The sequence below is a fragment of the Roseixanthobacter pseudopolyaromaticivorans genome (genome assembly GCF_043195145.2).
Taxonomy (GTDB): Bacteria; Pseudomonadota; Alphaproteobacteria; order Rhizobiales; family Xanthobacteraceae; genus NCEH01.
The window spans coordinates 2,644,672-2,663,711 of sequence record NZ_CM195539.1; the positions used below are offsets into that span (position 1 = coordinate 2,644,672).

21 protein-coding genes are annotated in these 19,040 nt (G+C 65.1%); 17 read left to right on the forward strand and 4 right to left on the reverse strand.

Annotation, left to right across the window (positions count from 1 at the left end; translation table 11 throughout):
- Nucleotides 1-23: 23 nt before the first annotated feature.
- The 3 genes from V5F68_RS12715 (at nt 24) to V5F68_RS12725 (ending at nt 2,631) form a co-directional block, all read left to right on the forward strand.
- Nucleotides 24-950, forward strand: a complete 927-nt coding sequence (locus V5F68_RS12715) for a lipid A biosynthesis lauroyl acyltransferase (protein ID WP_394015179.1) — start codon at nt 24-26, stop codon at nt 948-950.
- A 94-nt stretch (nt 951-1,044) separates the two neighbouring features.
- The gene (gene purE, locus V5F68_RS12720) at nt 1,045-1,527 is read left to right on the forward strand and encodes a 5-(carboxyamino)imidazole ribonucleotide mutase (protein WP_394015071.1); all 483 of its coding nucleotides are present in this window, start codon (nt 1,045-1,047) and stop codon (nt 1,525-1,527) included.
- A gap of 3 nt (nt 1,528-1,530) precedes the next feature.
- On the forward strand, nt 1,531-2,631 hold the full coding sequence (locus V5F68_RS12725; RefSeq protein WP_394015072.1) for a 5-(carboxyamino)imidazole ribonucleotide synthase: 1,101 nt from the start codon (nt 1,531-1,533) through the stop codon (nt 2,629-2,631).
- A 24-nt stretch (nt 2,632-2,655) separates the two neighbouring features.
- On the opposite strand, the gene V5F68_RS12730 is transcribed toward V5F68_RS12725, so the two are convergent.
- Nucleotides 2,656-3,255 (reverse strand): TetR/AcrR family transcriptional regulator, encoded by a 600-nt coding sequence (locus tag V5F68_RS12730; RefSeq protein WP_394015073.1) that lies wholly within the window; start codon nt 3,253-3,255, stop codon nt 2,656-2,658.
- Between the two features lie 71 nt (nt 3,256-3,326).
- Here V5F68_RS12730 and V5F68_RS12735 point away from each other — a divergent pair, with 71 nt between their 5' ends.
- Complete coding sequence (locus V5F68_RS12735) at nt 3,327-3,818, forward strand: cupin domain-containing protein (protein ID WP_394015074.1); 492 nt, start codon at nt 3,327-3,329, stop codon at nt 3,816-3,818.
- Nucleotides 3,819-3,845: 27 nt separating this feature from the next.
- On the opposite strand, the gene V5F68_RS12740 is transcribed toward V5F68_RS12735, so the two are convergent.
- Both V5F68_RS12740 and V5F68_RS12745 read right to left on the reverse strand, forming a co-directional pair.
- Nucleotides 3,846-4,241 carry a DUF983 domain-containing protein gene (locus V5F68_RS12740; RefSeq protein WP_394015075.1) on the reverse strand — a complete coding sequence of 132 codons (396 nt, stop codon included), beginning with the start codon at nt 4,239-4,241 and terminating at the stop codon, nt 3,846-3,848.
- Between the two features lie 105 nt (nt 4,242-4,346).
- Nucleotides 4,347-5,171: a LysR substrate-binding domain-containing protein gene (locus V5F68_RS12745; RefSeq protein ID WP_509274232.1), complete on the reverse strand. Its 825-nt coding sequence runs from the start codon at nt 5,169-5,171 to the stop codon at nt 4,347-4,349.
- Nucleotides 5,172-5,453: 282 nt separating this feature from the next.
- Between V5F68_RS12745 and V5F68_RS12750 the strand changes: the two genes are divergently transcribed.
- The 8 genes from V5F68_RS12750 to V5F68_RS12785 all read left to right on the forward strand — a co-directional run bounded on the left by V5F68_RS12750 (nt 5,454) and on the right by V5F68_RS12785 (nt 12,482).
- Nucleotides 5,454-6,221 (forward strand): ABC transporter ATP-binding protein, encoded by a 768-nt coding sequence (locus V5F68_RS12750; RefSeq protein WP_394015077.1) that lies wholly within the window; start codon nt 5,454-5,456, stop codon nt 6,219-6,221.
- Nucleotides 6,218-6,955 carry a branched-chain amino acid ABC transporter ATP-binding protein gene (locus V5F68_RS12755; RefSeq protein WP_394015078.1) on the forward strand — a complete coding sequence of 246 codons (738 nt, stop codon included), beginning with the start codon at nt 6,218-6,220 and terminating at the stop codon, nt 6,953-6,955. The genes V5F68_RS12750 and V5F68_RS12755 overlap by 4 nt, the downstream gene beginning before the upstream one ends.
- A 1-nt stretch (nt 6,956) precedes the next feature.
- Complete coding sequence (locus V5F68_RS12760) at nt 6,957-7,817, forward strand: branched-chain amino acid ABC transporter permease (RefSeq protein ID WP_348844746.1); 861 nt, start codon at nt 6,957-6,959, stop codon at nt 7,815-7,817.
- The gene (locus tag V5F68_RS12765; RefSeq protein ID WP_394015079.1) at nt 7,814-8,734 is read left to right on the forward strand and encodes a branched-chain amino acid ABC transporter permease; all 921 of its coding nucleotides are present in this window, start codon (nt 7,814-7,816) and stop codon (nt 8,732-8,734) included. The genes V5F68_RS12760 and V5F68_RS12765 overlap by 4 nt, the downstream gene beginning before the upstream one ends.
- Nucleotides 8,734-9,318: a carboxymuconolactone decarboxylase family protein gene (locus V5F68_RS12770; RefSeq protein ID WP_394015080.1), complete on the forward strand. Its 585-nt coding sequence runs from the start codon at nt 8,734-8,736 to the stop codon at nt 9,316-9,318. The genes V5F68_RS12765 and V5F68_RS12770 overlap by 1 nt, the downstream gene beginning before the upstream one ends.
- Nucleotides 9,315-10,538: an ABC transporter substrate-binding protein gene (locus V5F68_RS12775; RefSeq protein WP_394015081.1), complete on the forward strand. Its 1,224-nt coding sequence runs from the start codon at nt 9,315-9,317 to the stop codon at nt 10,536-10,538. Before V5F68_RS12770 ends, V5F68_RS12775 begins: the two co-directional genes overlap by 4 nt.
- 97 nt (nt 10,539-10,635) lie before the next feature.
- Nucleotides 10,636-11,964, forward strand: coding sequence for an LLM class flavin-dependent oxidoreductase (locus V5F68_RS12780; protein WP_394015082.1), 1,329 nt, complete (start codon nt 10,636-10,638; stop codon nt 11,962-11,964).
- Nucleotides 11,964-12,482 (forward strand): flavin reductase family protein, encoded by a 519-nt coding sequence (locus V5F68_RS12785; RefSeq protein ID WP_394015083.1) that lies wholly within the window; start codon nt 11,964-11,966, stop codon nt 12,480-12,482. Before V5F68_RS12780 ends, V5F68_RS12785 begins: the two co-directional genes overlap by 1 nt.
- Before the next feature lie 14 nt (nt 12,483-12,496).
- Here the strand turns inward: V5F68_RS12785 and speB are convergent, their stop codons facing one another.
- The gene (gene speB / locus V5F68_RS12790; RefSeq protein ID WP_394015084.1) at nt 12,497-13,501 is read right to left on the reverse strand and encodes an agmatinase; all 1,005 of its coding nucleotides are present in this window, start codon (nt 13,499-13,501) and stop codon (nt 12,497-12,499) included.
- A 447-nt stretch (nt 13,502-13,948) separates the two neighbouring features.
- Here speB and V5F68_RS12795 point away from each other — a divergent pair, with 447 nt between their 5' ends.
- The 5 genes from V5F68_RS12795 (at nt 13,949) to V5F68_RS12815 (ending at nt 19,028) form a co-directional block, all read left to right on the forward strand.
- Nucleotides 13,949-14,623, forward strand: a complete 675-nt coding sequence (locus tag V5F68_RS12795; RefSeq protein WP_394015085.1) for a GntR family transcriptional regulator — start codon at nt 13,949-13,951, stop codon at nt 14,621-14,623.
- 125 nt (nt 14,624-14,748) lie between these two features.
- Nucleotides 14,749-15,576, forward strand: coding sequence for an ABC transporter ATP-binding protein (locus V5F68_RS12800; protein ID WP_394015086.1), 828 nt, complete (start codon nt 14,749-14,751; stop codon nt 15,574-15,576).
- A gap of 65 nt (nt 15,577-15,641) precedes the next feature.
- The gene (locus V5F68_RS12805; protein WP_394015087.1) at nt 15,642-16,472 is read left to right on the forward strand and encodes an ABC transporter permease; all 831 of its coding nucleotides are present in this window, start codon (nt 15,642-15,644) and stop codon (nt 16,470-16,472) included.
- A gap of 48 nt (nt 16,473-16,520) precedes the next feature.
- Nucleotides 16,521-17,585, forward strand: a complete 1,065-nt coding sequence (locus V5F68_RS12810) for an ABC transporter substrate-binding protein (RefSeq protein ID WP_394015088.1) — start codon at nt 16,521-16,523, stop codon at nt 17,583-17,585.
- A 99-nt stretch (nt 17,586-17,684) separates the two neighbouring features.
- The gene (locus V5F68_RS12815; RefSeq protein ID WP_394015089.1) at nt 17,685-19,028 is read left to right on the forward strand and encodes an LLM class flavin-dependent oxidoreductase; all 1,344 of its coding nucleotides are present in this window, start codon (nt 17,685-17,687) and stop codon (nt 19,026-19,028) included.
- Nucleotides 19,029-19,040 lie beyond the last annotated feature (12 nt).

The window sequence follows — 19,040 nt, forward strand, 5'->3', positions numbered from 1 at the left end:
TGAGGAAACCGGCCGTGTCGCCGCTGAAGATCCTGTGGGGCCGCCTGGTGCGGCGCATTCGCCGTGCGCTCGCGCCCGTCATCGAGAGCATCATCGTCGGCTTCGTGCGGGTGCTGGTGTGGTGGTCGCGGCTCTATCCAATCTCCTGGTCCTCGGCGGTGGTGAGCACGCTGGCACGCCTGCTCGGCCCGTTCTTCTTGGTGAGCCGCGTCGCGCGACAGAACCTGCGGCGCGCCTTCCCGGAAAAAAGCGACGCCGAGATTCGTCGCATCCTTGATGGGGTTTGGGACAATCTCGGCCGCATGTCGGCGGAGTTTGCCCATCTCGACCGGATCTGGGATTACGACCCCATCCATCCCGGCAACGGACGCATCGAAATCGTCGGCACCGAGGTGATGGCCCGGCTGCGGGACGACGGCAAGCCGGCCCTGTTCTTCACGTCCCACACCGGCAATTGGGAATTGAACGCGATCACAGGCGGCAAGCTAGGGGTCAAGGGCGGCGTGCTGTATCGCGCGCCCAACATCCAAAAGGCCGCCAAGCTGATCGAGGACATGCGGGCGGAGACCATGCCCGGCCTGATCCGCGCCAATCGCAATGCCGGCCGCCAGATGGCGCGCATGCTGGAGGAGGGCCAGCACATCGGCATGCTGGTGGACCAATATTGGGGCCAGGGCGTGATGGTGGATTTCTTCGGCCGCCCCTGCCCCACCAATCCGACCCTGGCGCGGCTTGCCCGGCAGTTCGAATGCCCGGTGCATGGCATGCGGGTGATCCGCCTGCCGAAGGGAAGGTTCCGTATCGAGATCACGGAAGAAATCGTGCTGCCGCGCGACGCGGACGGGCGCATCGACGTTCAGGGCGCCATGCAGGCGGTGACTTCGGTGATCGAGGATTGGGTGCGCGAATATCCCGGCCAATGGCTCTGGCTGCACCGTCGCTGGCGATAATGTCCCGTCCAAGGGGGCCCGCGCGCCGCATGCCCTTGCCCCTCGACCCCTTATCCTATAAAGCCGCGCTTTCCTTTTTTCGGGGATGAACGATATGGGTTCGCGGCCGGTGGCCGTCATCATGGGCAGCCAGTCGGACTGGGAGACCATGCGGCACGCTGCGGAGACGCTCGCAGCACTCGAGATCGGCAACGATGTGCGCATCGTCTCCGCCCACCGCACGCCTGAGCGCATGTTCGCCTTCGCCAAGGGGGCGAAAGCGGAGGGCTTCAAGGTGATCATCGCCGGCGCCGGCGGCGCCGCCCATCTGCCGGGCATGGTGGCGGCCCTGACCCCGCTGCCGGTGTTCGGCGTGCCGGTGGAATCCAAAGCCATGTCCGGCATGGACAGCCTGCATTCCATCGTCCAGATGCCCGCCGGCGTCCCCGTCGGCACGCTCGCCATTGGAAAGGCGGGTGCGACCAATGCCGCTTTGCTCGCCGCCGCCGTACTGGCGCTAAGCGACGAGGGCTTGGCCGCGCGGCTCGATGCTTATCGCGCCGAACGCACGGCAGCTGTGACGGAACGGCCGGTCTAATCCATGCTGAAGCCCGGTTCCACCATCGGCATCCTCGGCGGAGGACAGCTCGGCCGCATGATCGCCCTGTCGGCGGCGCAGCTGGGCCTGAAGACTCATATCCTGTGCCCCGACAAGGACAGCCCGGCTTTCCAGGTGGCCGGCGGCCACATCTGCGCCGATTACGACGACGAGGCCGCCCTCGCCGCGCTGGCGCGGGTGAGCGACGTTGTCACCTATGAATTCGAAAATGTGCCCCTGACCACAGCCGAATTCCTGGAACGCCATGTGCCCGTGCGGCCGGGGGCGAAGGCCCTCGCCATCACCCAGGACCGCCTGTTGGAAAAGACCTTCGTGCGCGGCCTCGGCATCGAGACCGCGCCGTTCGCCGCTGTGGACGATTTCGCCGGCCTGGAAACGGCGGTGGCCGCCATCGGCCTGCCGGCGGTGCTGAAAACCCGGCGCTTCGGCTATGACGGCAAGGGCCAGGTCACCATCCGCGCCGGCGATGACCTGCTCGCCGCCTGGCACGCGATCGGCGCGCAGAGCGCCATCCTGGAGGGCTTCGTCACGTTCGAGCGCGAGGTTTCCGTCATCGCGGCACGCTGCCTGGACGACGCCTTCGCCGCCTATGACGTGACCGAGAACGTCCACCGCGACCACATCCTGCACACCTCCACGGTGCCGGCCGCCATGTCCCGGCCAGCATCCGACCGGGCCCACGCGATCGCCTGCAAGATCGCCGGCGCGCTGTCCTATGTCGGCGTGTTCGCGGTGGAATTGTTCATCACCTCCGCCGCCTCTGGCGAACGGGTGATCGTCAACGAAATCGCCCCACGTGTGCACAATTCCGGGCATTGGACGCAGGACGGTGCCGTCACCAGCCAGTTCGAGCAGCATGTCCGCGCCATCGCCGGCTGGCCGCTCGGCGATGCGTCGCGCCTCGGCGACGTGCAGATGGTCAACCTGATTGGCGCGGATGCGTACGACTGGGCCAAGATCCTGGCGGAACCCGGCGCCCATCTGCATCTCTACGGCAAGGATGAAGCGCGCGCCGGCCGCAAGATGGGCCATGTGAACCGCCTGCGGCTCGATGGCCGCGTGTCGCCCTCTTCCACCTGCTGAGGCCGGCCGCGCCGGAGTGCGGCTTTAAGGGAGCGCCGCCCCGAGGGAGCCCGCGACCAGCGTGCGCGCCATCCAGCGTACCGTGTCTTCGACCTCGACAGCGTCGAGGTCGCAGATATCCTTCAGCACCACCACCGTCTCAATCCCCGCCAGCAACGACAGGGCGTTGATGAGCCGCGCGAATGCCGCGGGCGGCATGGTGGCGGCGATGCCGCCCAGCGCGTCCGAGATCCAGCGCACGCGCCGGCCGCCCCGGCTGGTCGCCTGCCCTGAGGCTGCAAGGGCGAGATAGGTGCGAAACAGCGCCTCATGGCGCAACACCATGGTGAGCACGCTGACCACCACCTCCTCCGCCTGCCGCGCCGGGGGAAGCGCGCGAAGCCCCGCATCCAGCATCACCCCATCCACCTCCTCGGCGATGGCATCCAGCAAGGCTTCCTGAGCCAAGGCCTCGGGGGTGGAGAAATAGCGATAGGCGGTGGCGCGCGAAATGGCGGCGGCGTCTGCGGCCTCGCCGACAGTGGGCGTGCGGCCCTCAGCCAGGAGCCGACGCGTGGCGGCCAGAAGGGCGGAGCGCGTACGCTGTTTTTGCGCGAGCCGTTCGCTCGACGGTTGACGATCCAAGATGAACCTCTTATGAGACATTTGTCTCGTTATGAGATTTTTGTATCAAAATTGGAGAAAGGACACAAGCCGTGACACTTCCCTCCCCCGCCGCACAGGGTGTTGCGGCCTCCCCACGCGTGGGTTCATCCATTCATCTGCTTGGCACGATCGTCACCTTCAAAGGCATCGCAGCGCAGACCGAAGGAAACTATTCCCTCGTCGAGGCCGCAACGGCGCCAGGCGCGTTCACGCCGCCTCATGTCCACAGCGAGGACGCTGAAGCGTTCTATGTTCTGGAAGGGGAGTATGAGATTTTTCGTGACGGCGAGACCACCCGGCACGGGCCGGGCTCTTTCGTCTATATGCCGCGCGGCGTGGCGCACGGCTTTCGTAACGCAGGCTCCGAAACGGCCCGCATGCTGATCATCAATACGCCCGGCGGATTGCACGAGCAGTTCTTCCTCGCCGCAGGAGAACCGGCCGAGGGTCCCCTCGCCTTCCCGCCGCCCCAGCCTCCGGATGTGCCCCGGCTGATTGAAGTGGCGGGGCGACATGGGATCACGATGCTGCCGCCCGAATGATGCAGTCATTCAGCAGGCAAAATCCATTCACTTAGGAGCGACCTTTGGCAGAGGGATGAGTTTTCCCTCTTCCGCCTTGTAGAAATATTGGCTCGCCACCAACCAGCCCTTCAGCGGCCGCAAGGGCGGAATGCAGGTGAGCAGAAGCAGAGGCAATGTCGTCACCAGATGGACCCAGTACGGGGCCTCGTACGCCACTTCCAGCCAGATGGCGAACAGCGTCGAAGGCAGGCAGCCGAAGCAAATGACGAAGAAGGCTGGGCCGTCCGCCGGATCGGCGAAGGAATAATCAAGGCCGCACACCTCGCACTTGGGCGCGAGTGTCAAAAACCCCTTGAACAGATAGCCTTGCCCACAGCGCGGGCACCGGCCGTGCAGGCCGGTCTGGAGCGGGGAAAGCGGGGGCCAGGATTGGGTGGCCATATCATATCCAGTCACGTGCGTTATTTGACTGCATATAATATACATTCAATTTAGTCGAGCAATGAGGGCCAGTGTCGCAGGGCGTGACGCAGGGTACGGCCGCTTTCAGGCGCGCTTGCGCGAGCGCTCCGCGCTGATGTTGCGCGCGATATGGGCGGCGAGATAATCCGCCGCTTGCAGCAGGCCGGGCTGGCGCTCCCAGAGAATCAAGTCCACCGAGGGCAGCACCGGCAGCCCGTCGGCCGCGCCGAGGCGCACCAGTCCGGTGGAGCGGACCGAATCGGCGAGCACGATGAGGGCGGCGTCCGCCAGCGCCATGGCCTGGAGGCCGGCAATGCTCTCCGAGACGCAGGCGATGCGCCAGGGCCGGCCCTGCTCGTTCAACGCGGCCAGCGCGTAATCGCGATACAAATTGCCTTCCGGAAGCATGGCAAGCGGTAGCGGATCTTCCCGGCAGGCGCTGCCGTTGCCTGCGCCCAACCAGACCAGGGGCTCGGCCCGCAGCACCGTTCCGCGTCCCAGTTTCGGCGCCACGCCGGGCATGCGCGTGGCAAGGGCAATGTCGATCACGCCCTCGTCCATATCCTGCGCCAATTGCCGCGACAGGGCACAGCGCACGGTGACCTCAACCCCGGGATAGCTCGCCCGGAAACTCGCCAGCGTCTCCGGCAGGAGGAAGGCGGCATAAAGATCGGGACAGCCCAGAGTAACGCGCCCCTCGATCTCCTCGGCCGCGAGGCGCAAGCGGGCTTCCTCGTGCATGCGCAGCATGGTGCGCGCGAAGGGCAGCAGCATTTCTCCGTGCCGGGACAGGCGCAGATGGCGCAGGTCCGGCTCAAAGAGCGCGCGGCCGGCCGCTTCCTCCAGGCGCTTCACCTGAAGACTGACCGCCGGCTGCGTACGGTTCAGCCGCCGCGCCACGCGGGTCACGCTCTGCTCCTCCACGAGAAGCACAAATGTGCGCAACAAAGTGATTTCGAGTGGGCGCGCCATGAGATTGGATAAATATTAATTTGCTTTTCGCAAAGCAATATAAATTTGATTGCTTCGCTCATCACGGCTTTAATTTGAAACACCTTGGTATGATTTGTTTAATTCGTAGGCAAATGCACAAACCTTGATCTAAATCAAAATGCCTTGATGCAGCTAAAAAGTGCAATCGACAGGACGGTTTTTATAATTAATAAGATCGATGGAAATAGAGGTTTTTGAATGTCCGGTGCATTTTTGAACGTGACGGGGCTGGTAAAGCACTATGGCGGCGTGGCGGCCCTGGATGGGTGCAGCCTCTCGCTTGCCAAGGGCGAGGTCACCGGCCTGATCGGCCCCAACGGAGCGGGGAAAACCACCTTGCTCAACGCGCTCACCGGGCTCGCCAAACCCGACGCGGGGACCGTATCATTCAATGATGTGGACGTGACTGGCCTGCCCGCCCATCGCATGGCTGCGATCGGCGTGGTGCGCAGCTTCCAGATCGTGCGCGAGCTCTCCAGCCTCACCGTGTTTGAAAACCTGCTGCTGGCGCCGCCGCACCAGATCGGCGAAAGCCTTTTGCGCGCCGTGGCCTCGCGGCCCAAATGGTGGGCGCAGGAGCACGAGAATGCCGCCAGGGCCCGGGCCCTTCTGGAACGGGTCGGCCTGTGGAAACTGGCGGACCAGCCCTCCGCCGCGCTCTCGGGAGGCCAGAAGAAGCTTCTGGAAGTCGCCCGCGCGCTGCTGCTGGAGCCCCGGCTTTTGCTGCTGGATGAGCCGGGCGCCGGCGTCTCTCCGCCGCTGCGCGAGGAAATCATTCGCCTGGTGCGCGAGTTGAAGGCCGAGGGCCTGTCGTTCGGCATCGTCGAGCACGACATGCACCTTGTCGGTGAAGTCTGCGACCACGTGCATGTGCTGGCGGAGGGGCGGACCCTTGTTTCCGGAACCTTCGCGGAGGCCACCTCCGACCCCCGGGTCGTGGAAGCCTATCTGGGGCTCGCCGCATGATGGCGCACAGCGAAACGAACGCCCTGCTGGTGCAGGGCCTGCGCGCCGGCTACGGGCGAGGCGGCGATATCGTCTGCGGCATCGATTTCGCCCAGAAGGCGGAAACCATCGTTGCCGTGATCGGGCCCAACGGCTCGGGAAAGTCGAGCTTCGTCAAGACCGTCGCGGGCCTCCTGCCGGCGCGGGCAGGCTCCATCTCGGTGACCGGAAGCGATGTGACCACCCTCTCGCCGGCCCGCCGCGTATTCGCCGGCCTCGCTTATGTACCCCAGGAAGCCAATGTCTTCCGCAGCCTCACCATTCGCGAAAACCTGAAGCTCGCCACGGAATTCCTGCGCGGCCGCCCGGGCATCGGGCGCGAGCAGGAGGAACGGGTGCTGAGCCTGTTTCCCGAGATTTCCGCCCGCCCCCGCACGCTCGCCGGAAACCTGTCCGGCGGCCAGCGGCAGATGCTCGCCTTTGCCTGCGCTCTGCTCGCAAATCCGGAAGTGCTGCTGCTGGATGAGCCCTCGGCCGGATTGTCCCCGAAGATCGTCGGCCAGACCATGGAGGCCATAGCCCGCGTGCGAGAATCCGGTGTCACCATCGTATTGGTAGAGCAGAATGTCTCCGCCGCGCTGAAGATTGCCGACGAGGTGGTGGTGCTGGTGGCGGGACGCCTCAGCCTGCGCGCACCGGCGAAGAACGTGACGCCGGGTGATCTCGCCGACCTGTTCTTCGGGAAGGCGGCCTGACATGGCGCAGCTGTTCCTCAACGGTCTGGTCACGGGCCTGCTCCTCGCCCTGCCCGCGCTGGCACTGACGCTGGTGTTCGGCATCCTGAAATTCGCCAATTTCGCGGTCGGCGCCCTGCTCACCTTCGGCGCCTATGCGGGCTTCGTCGCCAATGTCCTGTTCGGCTGGCCGCTGCCGCTCGCCGCCGCTTTTGCCGCTTTGTGCGTGGCGCTCGCTTCGATCATAGCCGATGCCCTGGTGTTCGAGCGGCTGCGTGAGCGCGGCTCCATCACCTTGCTGGTCGCCTCGATGGGCGTGTCGCTGGTGATCGAGAACATCTGCCGTTTCTTCTTCGGCAATGCGGCCCGCAGCTTCGATGTGGCCCTCGCGCGGCCGATCCGCTGGCAGGGGGTGCGCATCAATCAGGAGCAGATCGTCACCGCGAGCGTCGTGGTCGTCGCGCTGATCCTGGTGCACCTGCTCTTGACCGCCTCGCCGCTTGGCCGCGCCATGCGGGCGGTGGCAGACAATTCCGCCCTTGCCGCCGTGCGCGGCGTGGAACGGCGCACCGTGGCCCGCATCGCCTGGGCGCTGACCGGGGCGCTGCTGGGCGTGGCCGGGGTCCTCGCCGGGCTCGATCGCGCCATCGATCCGCTGATGGGCTGGAATTACCAGATCCCCATCTTCGCGGCGGCCATCCTCGGCGGCCTTGGAAGCCCGCTCGGCGCGGTTGCCGGCGCGCTGATGATCGGGGTTGCCGAGGAGATGTCGGCCCTCGTGCTGCCCACCAATTACCGGCAGGCCGTGAGCTTCACGGTGATCCTGCTGCTGCTCCTGTTCCGCACCAACGGTCTGTTCGGCGCAAAGGCGGTGCGCAAATGAGCGCCTATCTCGTCACCCTCGTCATCCTGGTCAGTGTCGCGGCGCTAGTCGGGCTCGCGCTGAATCTGCAATGGGGCCTTGCCGGCCTGGTGAATTTCGGCGTCTCCGGCTTCGTCGCGCTTGGTGCCTATGGGGTCGCGATCACCGCCCCACATATCGGCTGGCTGGCGGCGATGATCCTCTCCGCCGCGCTCTGCGCCGCCGTCAGCATGGGGCTGGCACTGCTCTCGATCAGGCTTGAGGAAAACTATCTCGCCATCGTCACCATCGGTTTCGGCGAGATCGTCCGCATCCTGCTGCTCAACGAGGGCTGGCTGACGGGCGGCGCGCTCGGCATCGCCGACATTCCGCGTCCGTTCTCCAGCATTACCCCGCCGGGTGGGGGAGACGGAGTCATCCTTGCGTTCGCCATCGCGCTGGTGGCGGTGGTGTTCGTGCTGCTGGAACTCCTTGTGCGCTCGCCCTTCGGCCGGGTGCTGCGGGCGGTCCGGGACGATGCCACCGTGGCATCCGCGCTGGGCAAGCCGGTGCTGGCGCTGCGGGTGCGGGCCTTTGCCGTGGGCGGGGCGGTCATGGGCCTCGCGGGCGCGCTGCACGCCTTCTACCTCACTTATATCGACCCCAGCCAGTTCACCCCCATCATCACCGCTTATGCCTTCATGGCAGTGATCGCCGGCGGGCGCGGCTCCAATCTCGGCCTCCTGTTCGGCGCCGGCTCGATCATGGCGCTGCTGGAAGCGACGCGATTCCTCAAGGATCTCGTGCCGTCCATCGACGGCGCGCAATTGTCGGCGCTGCGGCTCGGCATGATCGGCATCGGCATCGTGCTGCTGCTGATCCTGCGTCCGCAGGGCCTCGTAGCGGAACCGCGCCGGCGCGCGTCCGAATTCTTTCCCGACGCGAAGGGAGAAGGCTGATGCCTCGCGTAACCCCGCTGCCCCCCACGGCCCTGCCGCCCGAAATCGCGCAGGTGTACGAGCAATTCGCCGGCGGCTATGCCGATTTCGCCGACCAGGCGGCGGTGCTCGCGCACGTGCCTCCCGCGCTCGACCATATCTACCGCATGCTCATGGAATTGCGGACGCGCGAGGCCGTGCCTTGGCGCTATATCGAGCTGGCCGTGGTGGTGGTCTCCAAGCTCAATGCCTGCCCCTATTGCGTCTCGCATCACGCCCCCCTGCTCGCCGTGGAGGGCATTCCCGCCGACGCGATCGAGGGTCTTCCCGACGCCGAGCATGAAGCTTTCGACGAGGTCGACCGCCTCGTCATCGACTATGCGCGGCTGGTCACAGAACGCGCCTGGGGCATTCGCTCCAGCGTCTTCACCCAATTGCGCGCGCATTTTTCTGAAGCGCAGATCGTCGAGCTGACGTTCCGCATCGCGCTCTGCGGCTTCTTCAACCGGTTCAACGACGCGTTGCAGATCGACGACGGCGTGGCCGAGGCCGCGCTTCATCTTCACCCAACCCAATCATCCACCCCTACAGGAGAACAGCCATGAGCCAGTCGCCGCGTCTCACCCGCCGCCAGGTCGTTGCCGGCCTCGGCGCCCTTCCTTTCGTCGGCGCCGCGATGCCGGCGTTCGCCCAGGCGGCCGATGTGCCGCTCGGCATGGTGCTGCCGTTCTCGGGCGCCACAGGTCCCTATGGACCGGACATGAAGAAGGCCGCCGAGCTGGTGGTGCAGCAGGTGAACGACGGTGGCGGCGTGCTGGGCGGGCGCAAGCTGAAGCTGTTCATCGAGGATTCCGAGACCAATCCCACCGTCGGCGTCACCGCCACCAAGAAGCTGCTGGAAGTGAACAAGGTGGAGCTGGTCGGCGGTTTCTGGGGCAGCCCCATCGCGCTTGCCGCAAAGCCCATCATTCTCGCGGCCAACAAAGTGCAGATGGTTTCCTGCGCCGCCAATGCCGTGACCGACGGCGACACCAAGGGCCTCGTGTGGCGCTTCCAGGCCAAGAGCACCTCCTGGGGCCCGGCCGGCGCCAAGGTGATGAATTCCATCGGCGTCAAGAAGGTGGTGGTGCTGGCCCAGCAGAACCCCTTCGTGGTGGCGATGATCGAGCCGTTCAAGGCGGAGATGGCCAAGCTCGGCGGCAGCGTGGTGGACGTGGTCATGTACAACCCCGACCAGCCCTCCTATCGCGCCGAGGTGGAGAAGGCGTTCGGCAACGATCCCGAAGGGGTGTTCTGCCTTTCGCTCCTCACCGATTTCGCCTCCATCGCCAAGGAGGTCTATCGCGGCGGCTTTAAGTCCAAGATCGTCGCGCTCTCCATCGGAGCGGACGCGGAGGGCAAGTTCCTGCAGGCCGTCGGCCCGGAGGTCGGCGAGGGCATCTACCACCTTCAGCCCGCCCCGCCGCTGGATTCCCCCTCCTACAAGAAGTTCGTGAAGGAGATGGGCGCGCCGGCCGGCACCGTGTTCCTGTTCGCCGGCAATGCCCACGATCAGATCTGCGTCACCGCGCTCGCCATGGAGCATGCAAAGTCCACCGATGCGTCGGTGTGGGCGAAATCCATCCTGGAAGTCTGCAACCCGCCCGGAGAGGAAGTCGACGACGTGGTAAAGGGGCTGGAGCTGATCCGCGCCGGCAAGAAGATCAAGTTCATGGGCGCCGGCGCGAGCTGCGATTTCGACGCCAAGGGCGATCAGATCAATCGCACGTTCCTGGTCCAGGTGATCAAGGGCGGAAAGAATACCACGGTCGGCGTGATCTCTTGATCCGCTAGACCTTATTTCACGGTCGAACACCAGCAGCGCGCGAAGCAGTTCGCGCGCAACGAATACGCGCGCCCGCAGGGCCGTGGGGAGACATCCGATGACACAAACCAAACCGATGCATCTGTGCGGCTTCCTCATCGCGGGCCCGGTGGTGCACAGCCACGCCATCTGGCGCAATCCGGCGCATGAGACCGCCTTCCTCAGCCTCGACCACTATGTCCATATCGCGCGCACCCTGGAGCGCGGAAAGTTCGACTTTCTGTTCTTCGCCGACCGCCTCGCCATCGCCGACCGCTATGGCGAGAGTCTCGAGACCGGCATTCGCCTGGGGGATCAGGACGCAACCCGCATGGACCCGATCCCCGTGCTCGGTGCCATGGCGGCAGTTACGCAGCACATCGGCCTCGGCGCGACACGCTCCACGACCTACGACGCGCCCTACAATATCGCCCGGGAATTCGCGACCCTCGACCATCTGTCGGGCGGCCGGGCGGCGTGGAACGTCGTCACCTCAATGAATGACGGTGAAGCACTCAACTTCGGCTCGGTGCCCCATCTAAGCCACGACGAACGCTACGACCGCGCGGACGAGTTCATGGATGTCGCCTTCAAGCTTTGGGACAGCTGGGAGGACGGCGCGCTGGTGCTGGACCGCGCCAAAGGCATTTATGCCGACCCCGACAAGGTCCACTACGTGAACCACCAGGGCAAATGGTTCCAGTCGCGCGGGCCCCTGAATATTCCCCGCAGCCCCCAGGGCCGGCCGGTGATCATCCAAGCGGGCTCCTCCGGCCGCGGCAAGGCATTCGCGGCGCGGTGGTCGGAGGTGATCTTCGCCTTGCAGCCAAACCGCGAGCGCATGGGCGCGTTCACGCGGGATGTTCGAGCGGCCCTTGAAGCCGCCGGCCGTGCGCCGGACGCCAGCAAGGTCCTGATGGCGGTGATGCCTTTCATCGGCCGCACCCGCGCCGAGGCGGAAGAAAAGCGCGACCTGCACGATTCCCTGATCGATCCGCGTGTTGGCCTCTCCACGCTCGCCGCCCATGCCAATGCGGATTTCTCCAGCCTGCCCCTGAATGCGCGGGTGGACGAGATCGCGGTCTCCGGCAGCCAGGGGAATTTCGCCGCCCTGCGCTCCATCACGCCGGACGGTTCCATGACCATCGCCGAGGCGGGCGGCGTGTACGGGCGCGGCGTCATGTGCCCGCGCATCGTCGGTACGGCGCAGGACGTGGCGGACGAACTGACGGAGATCGTCGCTTCCGGACTTGCAGATGGGTTCGTCATCTCGCCCGCTTTCCTGCCGGACACGTTCGATGATTTCGTCGATGAAGTGGTGCCCCTCCTGCAGGCACGCGGCGCCCTGCGGCAGGACTATGAGAGCGGCAGCCTGCGGGACCGGCTCACGCAGCCCCGGAGCGCGTGATGGCCGCGCACGCCTTATCCACCGACATGCCGCAGGCTGTTTCCCCCGAGCAGTTCAAGGGGGTAATGCGGCGGCTCGGGTCAAGCGTGGCCGTCATCACCAGCCGGCACGATGCGCGGGTCAATGGAATGACGGCCACCGCCGTTTGCAGCGTCAGCGCGGACCCGCCGAGCCTGCTGGTGGTGGTCAATCGGGCCAACGCCTCCCACGCCATGATCCGGCACGGCCAGGCGTTCGCTGTGAATCTGCTGTCCCACTCGCAGAGCGACCTGGCGGAGAAATTCGCCCGCCGCACGCCGGATCCCTTCTCCGGTGTGCCCCATACGCTGGGGGTGACCGGCTGCCCCCTGCTCGAAGACTGCAGCGGCAGCCTGGAATGCACCGTGGTGCAGGAAACCGAGGTGGGCACCCACACGATCTTTATCGGCCACGTGGTCTGCGCGAAGATCGGCGTGGCCCCGCCGCTGCTGTATCACGAGGGTGCCTACCACGCGCTTTCCGCTCTGAAGCACGCCTGAACGCGGATGGAGGACTACACCCAGTCCGCCGGAAGATCGGGGCGGAAGGACAGGGGATGCGGGGCCTCGCGATAGGTGACCCCCGGCAGGATGCACAGCATCTCGAACAGCAGGTTCGCTCCGATCAGGGCGGTGTTGCCCGTGGTGTCGTAGGGCGGCGACACCTCCACCAGGTCGAAACCCACCACATCGAGCCCGTGCAGGCCCCGGACCAGCTCCAGCGCCTGGGGCAAGGTGAGGCCCGCCGGCTCGATGGTTCCCGTGCCCGGCGCGATCGACGGGTCCAGGCTGTCGATATCGAATGAAATATAGGTCGGCCGCCCCAAAAAGCGGGTCCGGATTTCACGCGCCAGATCGGCCAGGGAGCGGTGCCAGCAGCGCTCCGCCGGCACCACCCAGACGCCAAGGCCGCGCTGCCAGTCGAAATCGTCCGCCGCATAGCCCGAGCCGCGCAGCCCCACCTGGACCATGCAGCGCGGGTCGACGAGCCCTTCCTCCAGCGCCCGCCGCATGGGCGTGCCATGGGCGATCCGCTCACCGAACATGATGTCGTTCACGTCCGCATGGGCATCCACATGCACCAGCGCCACCGGCCCATGGACCTTTGCCGCCGCGCGCAGGATGGGCAACGTCATGGTGTGGTCGCCACCCAGCGCCATCGGCCGGCAGCCTGCGGCGAAGATGCCATCGAAATGCGCCTCGATGAGATCCACCGAGCGCTCCAGGCTGTAGGGATTGGTCGCGACGTCGCCGAGATCCGCGATAGCGAGGCTATCGAACGGCGCGGCGCGTGTGGCCACGTTGTAGGGGCGCACGAACACCGATTCGGTGCGGATCTGGCGCGGCCCAAAGCGGGTGCCGGCGCGGTTCGAGGTGCCCACGTCCAGCGGCACGCCGATAAAGCCGGCATCGAGCTTCGCGGGATCGGGAATGTGCGGCAGGCGCATCATGGTGGCAATGCCGCCGAAGCGCGGCATGTCGTTTCCGCTGAGCGGCAGGTGGCGGGGGCGGTCGGTCATGGGGAATCCGTGCGCAAGACTACCTTCAGCCTAGGACGACGCGTGCACCGCACCAAGAGGAACGACGCTCCCTCCCCCGCGCTGCCCGCGCGCCCGGCCTCTCGCTGAAATGAGCGACCACGCGCTGTCGCCGGCACGAAGCTTGCTTTTCCAAATGCGACGCCGCGGCCGCCCGCTTTCATTGCGTCCCTCCCCACCGGACATGCTTGACTCGCCTGCGACATCATGTTCCAAATTAGTTGACCACTTACCTAGTCAACTAGAACGGTACACATCCAGACGAACTCACGGCTTTAGAAAGGGTTGCGCCCCTTTAAAGCCACGAGGCGCAGCTGCTTCCGGTCCCGGAAACAGGCTTGCAGACAGCATCAATGGCGATCGGTCGGAAGAAGCGGCGCGACGCCTCGGAGCGCGCGCGGCTCGGCGAGAACAAGAAGCGGGTAGAAAATGCTCAATATCGATGAGGCGAATGCCGCATTCGTGACCTATCGCGAGATCAAGAAGCGCATCGTGGATCTGTACTACGGCGTTGGCGAACGTCTGTCCGAAGCGCGCCTGGCGGAAGAGTTGGGCGTGGGGCGCTCGCCGATCCGCACCGCGCTCTCCCGCCTGAAGTCGGAGGGATGGATCGCCATCTCCCCGCAGAGCGGCACCTATATCAAGGCGCTCACGCCGCGGGAGATCCGCGAGGTCACCGAACTGCGCATGCTGCTGGAGATGCACGCCGCCGGCGCGGCGGCGACCCGCATGTCGGCGCCGATGCTCAAGACGTTGCGGGCGGATTTCCGCGCCAAGGCGCCCCGCATCGCCAAGGGCGACGCCGACGCCTTCATCGCCCTCGACAACCGGCTGCATGCCGCGATCTATGACGCCGCCGACAATTCCCTGGTGCGCCAGACACTGCTCGACCTGCGCGACAAGGTGCAGTGGATCCGCCGCGTGTGCGCGGTTTCCCAGGAGCGCGTGCAGGACGGTTTCGCGGAACTGGAAGGCATCCTCGCGGCGCTCGAGCGACGCGACACCGAGTGCGCGGCCAAGGCCATGCGCGACCATGTGAAGAGCGCCGCCGCTTTCTGCGAGCGCCTTGAAGAAATCGCTGTTCTCAACCAGCGAGCGCCTTGATCGCGGCGCCCGCCCTTACAATACCCGCATCCCCGGCCAGGAGCGCGTTACTTAAGTCGTTTCAGATTTCGTTCGAGAATTGCGCAAAAAGCGCGACCGGACATCCAGAGGAGAACATAAGCATTATGGCAGCCATTGCGGGTGCAACACCCTTTATTGTCAACACGCATGCGCAAAAGCCGCTTTCCCCGGCTGTCGTCACGCTCAATGACGTGACGAAGGTCTATGAAACGGCGTCCGGTGGCACGGTGCATGCGCTGAGCAAGATCAACCTTGCCATCCGCAACGCGGAATTCGTTTCCGTCATCGGGGCCTCCGGCTGCGGCAAGACCACCTTGCTGCGCATCATCGGCGGGCTTGAGGACGGGTTCGGCGGCGAGCTGGTTCTCTCCGGGCGAAAGGGCGGCGGCCCGAGCCGGGATGTCGGCATCGTGTTCCAGGACGCGAACCTCCTGCCTTGGCGCACCATCCTGCAGAACGTGCTTCTCCCGGCGCAGGTGCTGCGCCTGGACAAGCAGGCTTCGCTCGCCCGCGCCCATGAGCTGATCGAGCTGGTCGGCCTCAAGGGGTTCGAGGACAAGTATCCGTTCGAGCTTTCGGGCGGCATGCGCCAGCGCGTCTCCATCGCCCGCGCCCTGGTGCACAACCCCTCGGTTCTGCTGATGGACGAGCCGTTCGGTGCGCTCGATGCGCTGACGCGCGAAGTGATGAACGCCGAAGTGCTGAAGATCTGGGACGCGACCAAGAAGACAGTCTTCATGATCACCCATTCGATCACCGAAGCAGTGTTCATGAGCGACCGGGTGATCGTGATGTCGCCGCGCCCCGGCCGGGTGATCGCGGAGGTGGATATCGCCCTGCCCCGGCCCCGACACATCGGCATGCTGAGCGAGGAGAAGTTCGGCGCCTATACCGGGAAGCTGCGCCGCCTGCTGGACGTCGGCACCGACTAGACCCGTCCCGCCGCATCGCCCCGATCCGCGCGTTTTCGCGCCCACCGAACCTGTGAGTCATCGCCATGTCCCTCGACGCTACGGCTGCGGCCGAAATCCTCGCCTCACGCAAGCGCGAACGCCTGCGCTGGCTTTCGGTTTCCACCACGGATTCCCTGATCTCCTTCGGCGGCTTCGTGATGCTGGCGCTGATTTGGGAGCTGGCGGTAGATCTCTTCAAGATCCCGGACTTCATCCTGCCCGCGCCATCGGCCATTGCGATTTCACTCTACAATGGATTCGCTTCGGGCCTGTTCATCTATAATTTCTTTGTCACCGCCTTCCAGACCATTGCCGGCTTCCTTTTGGCCGCGGTGGTCGGAACGGCCATTGGCGCTGTGGTGGCGCAGTTCCGCATCGTCGAGCGGATCGTCTATCCGTGGCTGGTGGCGCTGCAGACCTTGCCGAAGATCGCCATCGCGCCGCTGATCATCATCTGGGCCGGCTACGGCATCGGTTCCAAGGTCATCATCGTTGCGCTGGTGGCCATCTTCCCGGTGCTGGTGAACACCATCATGGGGCTCAAATCCTGCGACCAGGGGAAGCTCGACCTCATGCGCTCGCTCGGCGCGGGGCGCTGGGAAACCTTCCGCACCGTGCGCCTGCCCAACGCTTTGCCCTTCATCTTCGCCGGATTGAACGTCGCCATCGTGCTGGCGATCCTGGGTTCGATCGTCGGCGAGTTCGTGGGCTCCAAGGCCGGGCTCGGCAATCTCATCCTGGAAGCAAACTTCCAGTTCGACGTGGCGCGCATCTTCGCGGTGCTGGTGGTGCTCGGCGTGTTCGGCGTCGCGCTCAGCTTGCTGATGCGCATGGCCCAGAGCCACTTCCTGTTTTGGAACAAGTCGCTCAGCTGAAGGCGATCCAAATAACAAACCTAAAATAACCAGAGGCGGAGTTTGAATATGCGAAGCATTCGTTTGTCTTTATTTACCTTAGCGGCGGCATTCGCCCTCGCGGGCGCGGCCGGCAGTGCCGGGGCGGCGGAGAAGGTGGTTTATGCGGTCACGACCTCCAACATCTCGGTCGGCCACGCCGCCCAGTCCTCGATCCCGCTTGCCGCCGATTTCTGGAAACAGGAAGGCCTGGATGTCGAAGTGATCGGCCTGTCCGGCGCCACCGCCGGTGTGCAGCAGGTGGCCAGCGGACAGGTGGATTTCGCCACCGTGGGCGGCGACGCGCTGCTGATCGCCCGGTCGAAGGGCATCAAGGTGAAGGCGGTCTATACTTACGCCCGCAAGTCGATCTACCGGATCGTCGTGCCCGAAGACAGCCCGATCAAGAGCGTCGCCGATCTGAAGGGCAAGACGCTGGGCGTGCCTGACATGTCCGCAGGTTCGGTGCCTTTTGCCCGCGCCGCGCTCTCCTCCGCCGGCATCGACCCGCAGACCGGTGTGAAGTGGCTATCGGTCGGCATTGGCGGCCAGGCCGCCAACGCCTTCCGCCAGAACGTGATCGACGCCTGGGCCTCCTGGGATACCGTGATCGCGGCGCTGGAGAACAACGGCTTCAAGTTCCGCTACATCGACCCGCCGTGGATCGACGAAGTGCTGGGCAATGTCATTATCGCCCGCGAGGAGACCATCGAAAAGAAGCCCGAGCTGGTGGTGAAGGTCGCGCGCGGCATCGCCGAAGCCTCGGTCTACGGTCTCACCAATCCTGACGCCGCACTGCGCAATCACTGGAAGATGTATCCCGAAACCAAGCCGCAGACGGTGAATGACGACACCTTCAAGCAGGCCCGCCGCATCTTCGATTCCCGCTTCGATCTCACCAAGCTGGAGCCGGGCGTGAAGTGGGGCGAGAACGTGCCGGCCCAGTGGAAGCGCATGGCCGACATCTCCATCGAGGAAGGCCTGATCCCCAAGGGATTCGACGTCACCGCCGCCTATACCAACCAGTTCATCCCCCAGATCAACGACTTCGACGCGAAGAAGATCGAGGCGATGGCCAAAGCCTCCACATGGTGAGGACGCGCTGAGCCGCGCGCCACGTGATCCGCCCGTTTCACCCGTCCCCTAACAAGAAAAGCCGTGCCGCGCCTTGGCGTTGCACAAGGAGAACAAGAAATGACCGAACGACGTAAAGATCAGATGAGGCTGGGTGGCTTCTTCCATCCGACGGGCAATCACGTGGCCGCATGGCTCGACGCCGGCTCGCAGATCGATGCCGGCACCAATTTCGACCATTATGTGCGGCTCGCACAGACGGCGGAGAAGGCCAAGTTCGACCTGATCTTCCTCGCCGACGCCATCGCCACCCGCGATGGGAACCTGCAGGCGCTCTCGCGCTGGCCGCAATACATGGCCTATTTCGATCCGGTGACCCTGCTCTCCGCGATCTCGGCGGTCACGAAGCACATCGGGCTCGTGGCCACCTCCACCACCTCCTTCAACGAGCCCTACAGCCTCGCCCGGCGGTACGCCTCGCTGGACCATATCAGCCACGGCCGGGCGGGCTGGAATGTGGTGACCTCTTCCAACCCGTCGGAGGCCTATAATTTCGGCCGCGACGCCCATTACGGCCATAACGAGCGCTATGAGCGCGCCGAGGAGTTCGTCAAGGTCGTGAAGGGCTTGTGGGACAGCTGGGAGGATGATGCCTTCCTGCGCGACCGCGCCACCTCTCGCTATTTCGACCCCGCGAAGCTCCATTACCTCAACCACAAGGACAAGCACTTCTCGGTGCGCGGGCCGCTGAACGTCGCCCGCCCGCCGCAAGGCTATCCGGTCATCTTCCAGGCCAGCGCCTCCGACACCGGCAAGGAACTGGCGGCGCAGATCGCGGAAGTCATCTTCACCCCACTCCATGATCTGGAGCAGGCGCAGAAATTCTATCGCGAACTGAAGGACCACGCGGCGCAATACGGCCGCGGCGAGGACGAGATCGTCGTGATGCCGGGCCTCAACGTGGTGGTCGCGGCAACCGAGAAGGAAGCGGACGAGAAGATCCGCTATCTCCAGAGCCTGATCCACCCCGACGTCGGCAAGGAATTGCTCTCCGCCGCGCTCGGGGGCATCGATCTCAGCCAATGCGATGTGGAAGAGCCCCTGCCCGCCCATCTGGTGGCCGAGGAACTGAGCCGGTCCAACTCCCGCGTCTCCTACATGCTCAAGGGCAATCCCACCCTGCGCCAGATGTATGAGCAGTTCGGCACCGGGCGCGGGCAGCGCACGGTGAAGGGCACGCCTTCTACCATCGTCGATCAGATGGAGAGCTGGTTCCTCAATCGCGGCGTGGACGGCTTCCTCATCCAACCGCCGATCCTGCCGGCGGGGCTCGACGAATTCTGCGAGCACATCATTCCCGAACTGCAGAACCGCGGCCTGTTCCGCACCGAATATACCGGCAGCACGCTGCGGGAAAATCTCGGCCTGCGGCGCCCGGCCAGCATGTACGCGAAGGCGGGCTGAGGCGCGCAACGA

Coding starts and splice junctions, on each gene's coding strand:
- purE (WP_394015071.1), top strand. CDS start 1,045: ATGGGTTCGCGGCCGGTGGCCGTCATCATGGGCAGCCAGTCGGACTGG.
- V5F68_RS12725 (WP_394015072.1), top strand. CDS start 1,531: ATGCTGAAGCCCGGTTCCACCATCGGCATCCTCGGCGGAGGACAGCTC.
- V5F68_RS12740 (WP_394015075.1), bottom strand. CDS start 4,241: ATGGCCACCCAATCCTGGCCCCCGCTTTCCCCGCTCCAGACCGGCCTG.
- V5F68_RS12750 (WP_394015077.1), top strand. CDS start 5,454: ATGTCCGGTGCATTTTTGAACGTGACGGGGCTGGTAAAGCACTATGGC.
- V5F68_RS12755 (WP_394015078.1), top strand. CDS start 6,218: ATGATGGCGCACAGCGAAACGAACGCCCTGCTGGTGCAGGGCCTGCGC.
- V5F68_RS12760 (WP_348844746.1), top strand. CDS start 6,957: ATGGCGCAGCTGTTCCTCAACGGTCTGGTCACGGGCCTGCTCCTCGCC.
- V5F68_RS12765 (WP_394015079.1), top strand. CDS start 7,814: ATGAGCGCCTATCTCGTCACCCTCGTCATCCTGGTCAGTGTCGCGGCG.
- V5F68_RS12770 (WP_394015080.1), top strand. CDS start 8,734: ATGCCTCGCGTAACCCCGCTGCCCCCCACGGCCCTGCCGCCCGAAATC.
- V5F68_RS12775 (WP_394015081.1), top strand. CDS start 9,315: ATGAGCCAGTCGCCGCGTCTCACCCGCCGCCAGGTCGTTGCCGGCCTC.
- V5F68_RS12780 (WP_394015082.1), top strand. CDS start 10,636: ATGACACAAACCAAACCGATGCATCTGTGCGGCTTCCTCATCGCGGGC.
- V5F68_RS12785 (WP_394015083.1), top strand. CDS start 11,964: ATGGCCGCGCACGCCTTATCCACCGACATGCCGCAGGCTGTTTCCCCC.
- speB (WP_394015084.1), bottom strand. CDS start 13,501: ATGACCGACCGCCCCCGCCACCTGCCGCTCAGCGGAAACGACATGCCG.
- V5F68_RS12795 (WP_394015085.1), top strand. CDS start 13,949: ATGCTCAATATCGATGAGGCGAATGCCGCATTCGTGACCTATCGCGAG.
- V5F68_RS12800 (WP_394015086.1), top strand. CDS start 14,749: ATGGCAGCCATTGCGGGTGCAACACCCTTTATTGTCAACACGCATGCG.
- V5F68_RS12805 (WP_394015087.1), top strand. CDS start 15,642: ATGTCCCTCGACGCTACGGCTGCGGCCGAAATCCTCGCCTCACGCAAG.
- V5F68_RS12810 (WP_394015088.1), top strand. CDS start 16,521: ATGCGAAGCATTCGTTTGTCTTTATTTACCTTAGCGGCGGCATTCGCC.
- V5F68_RS12815 (WP_394015089.1), top strand. CDS start 17,685: ATGACCGAACGACGTAAAGATCAGATGAGGCTGGGTGGCTTCTTCCAT.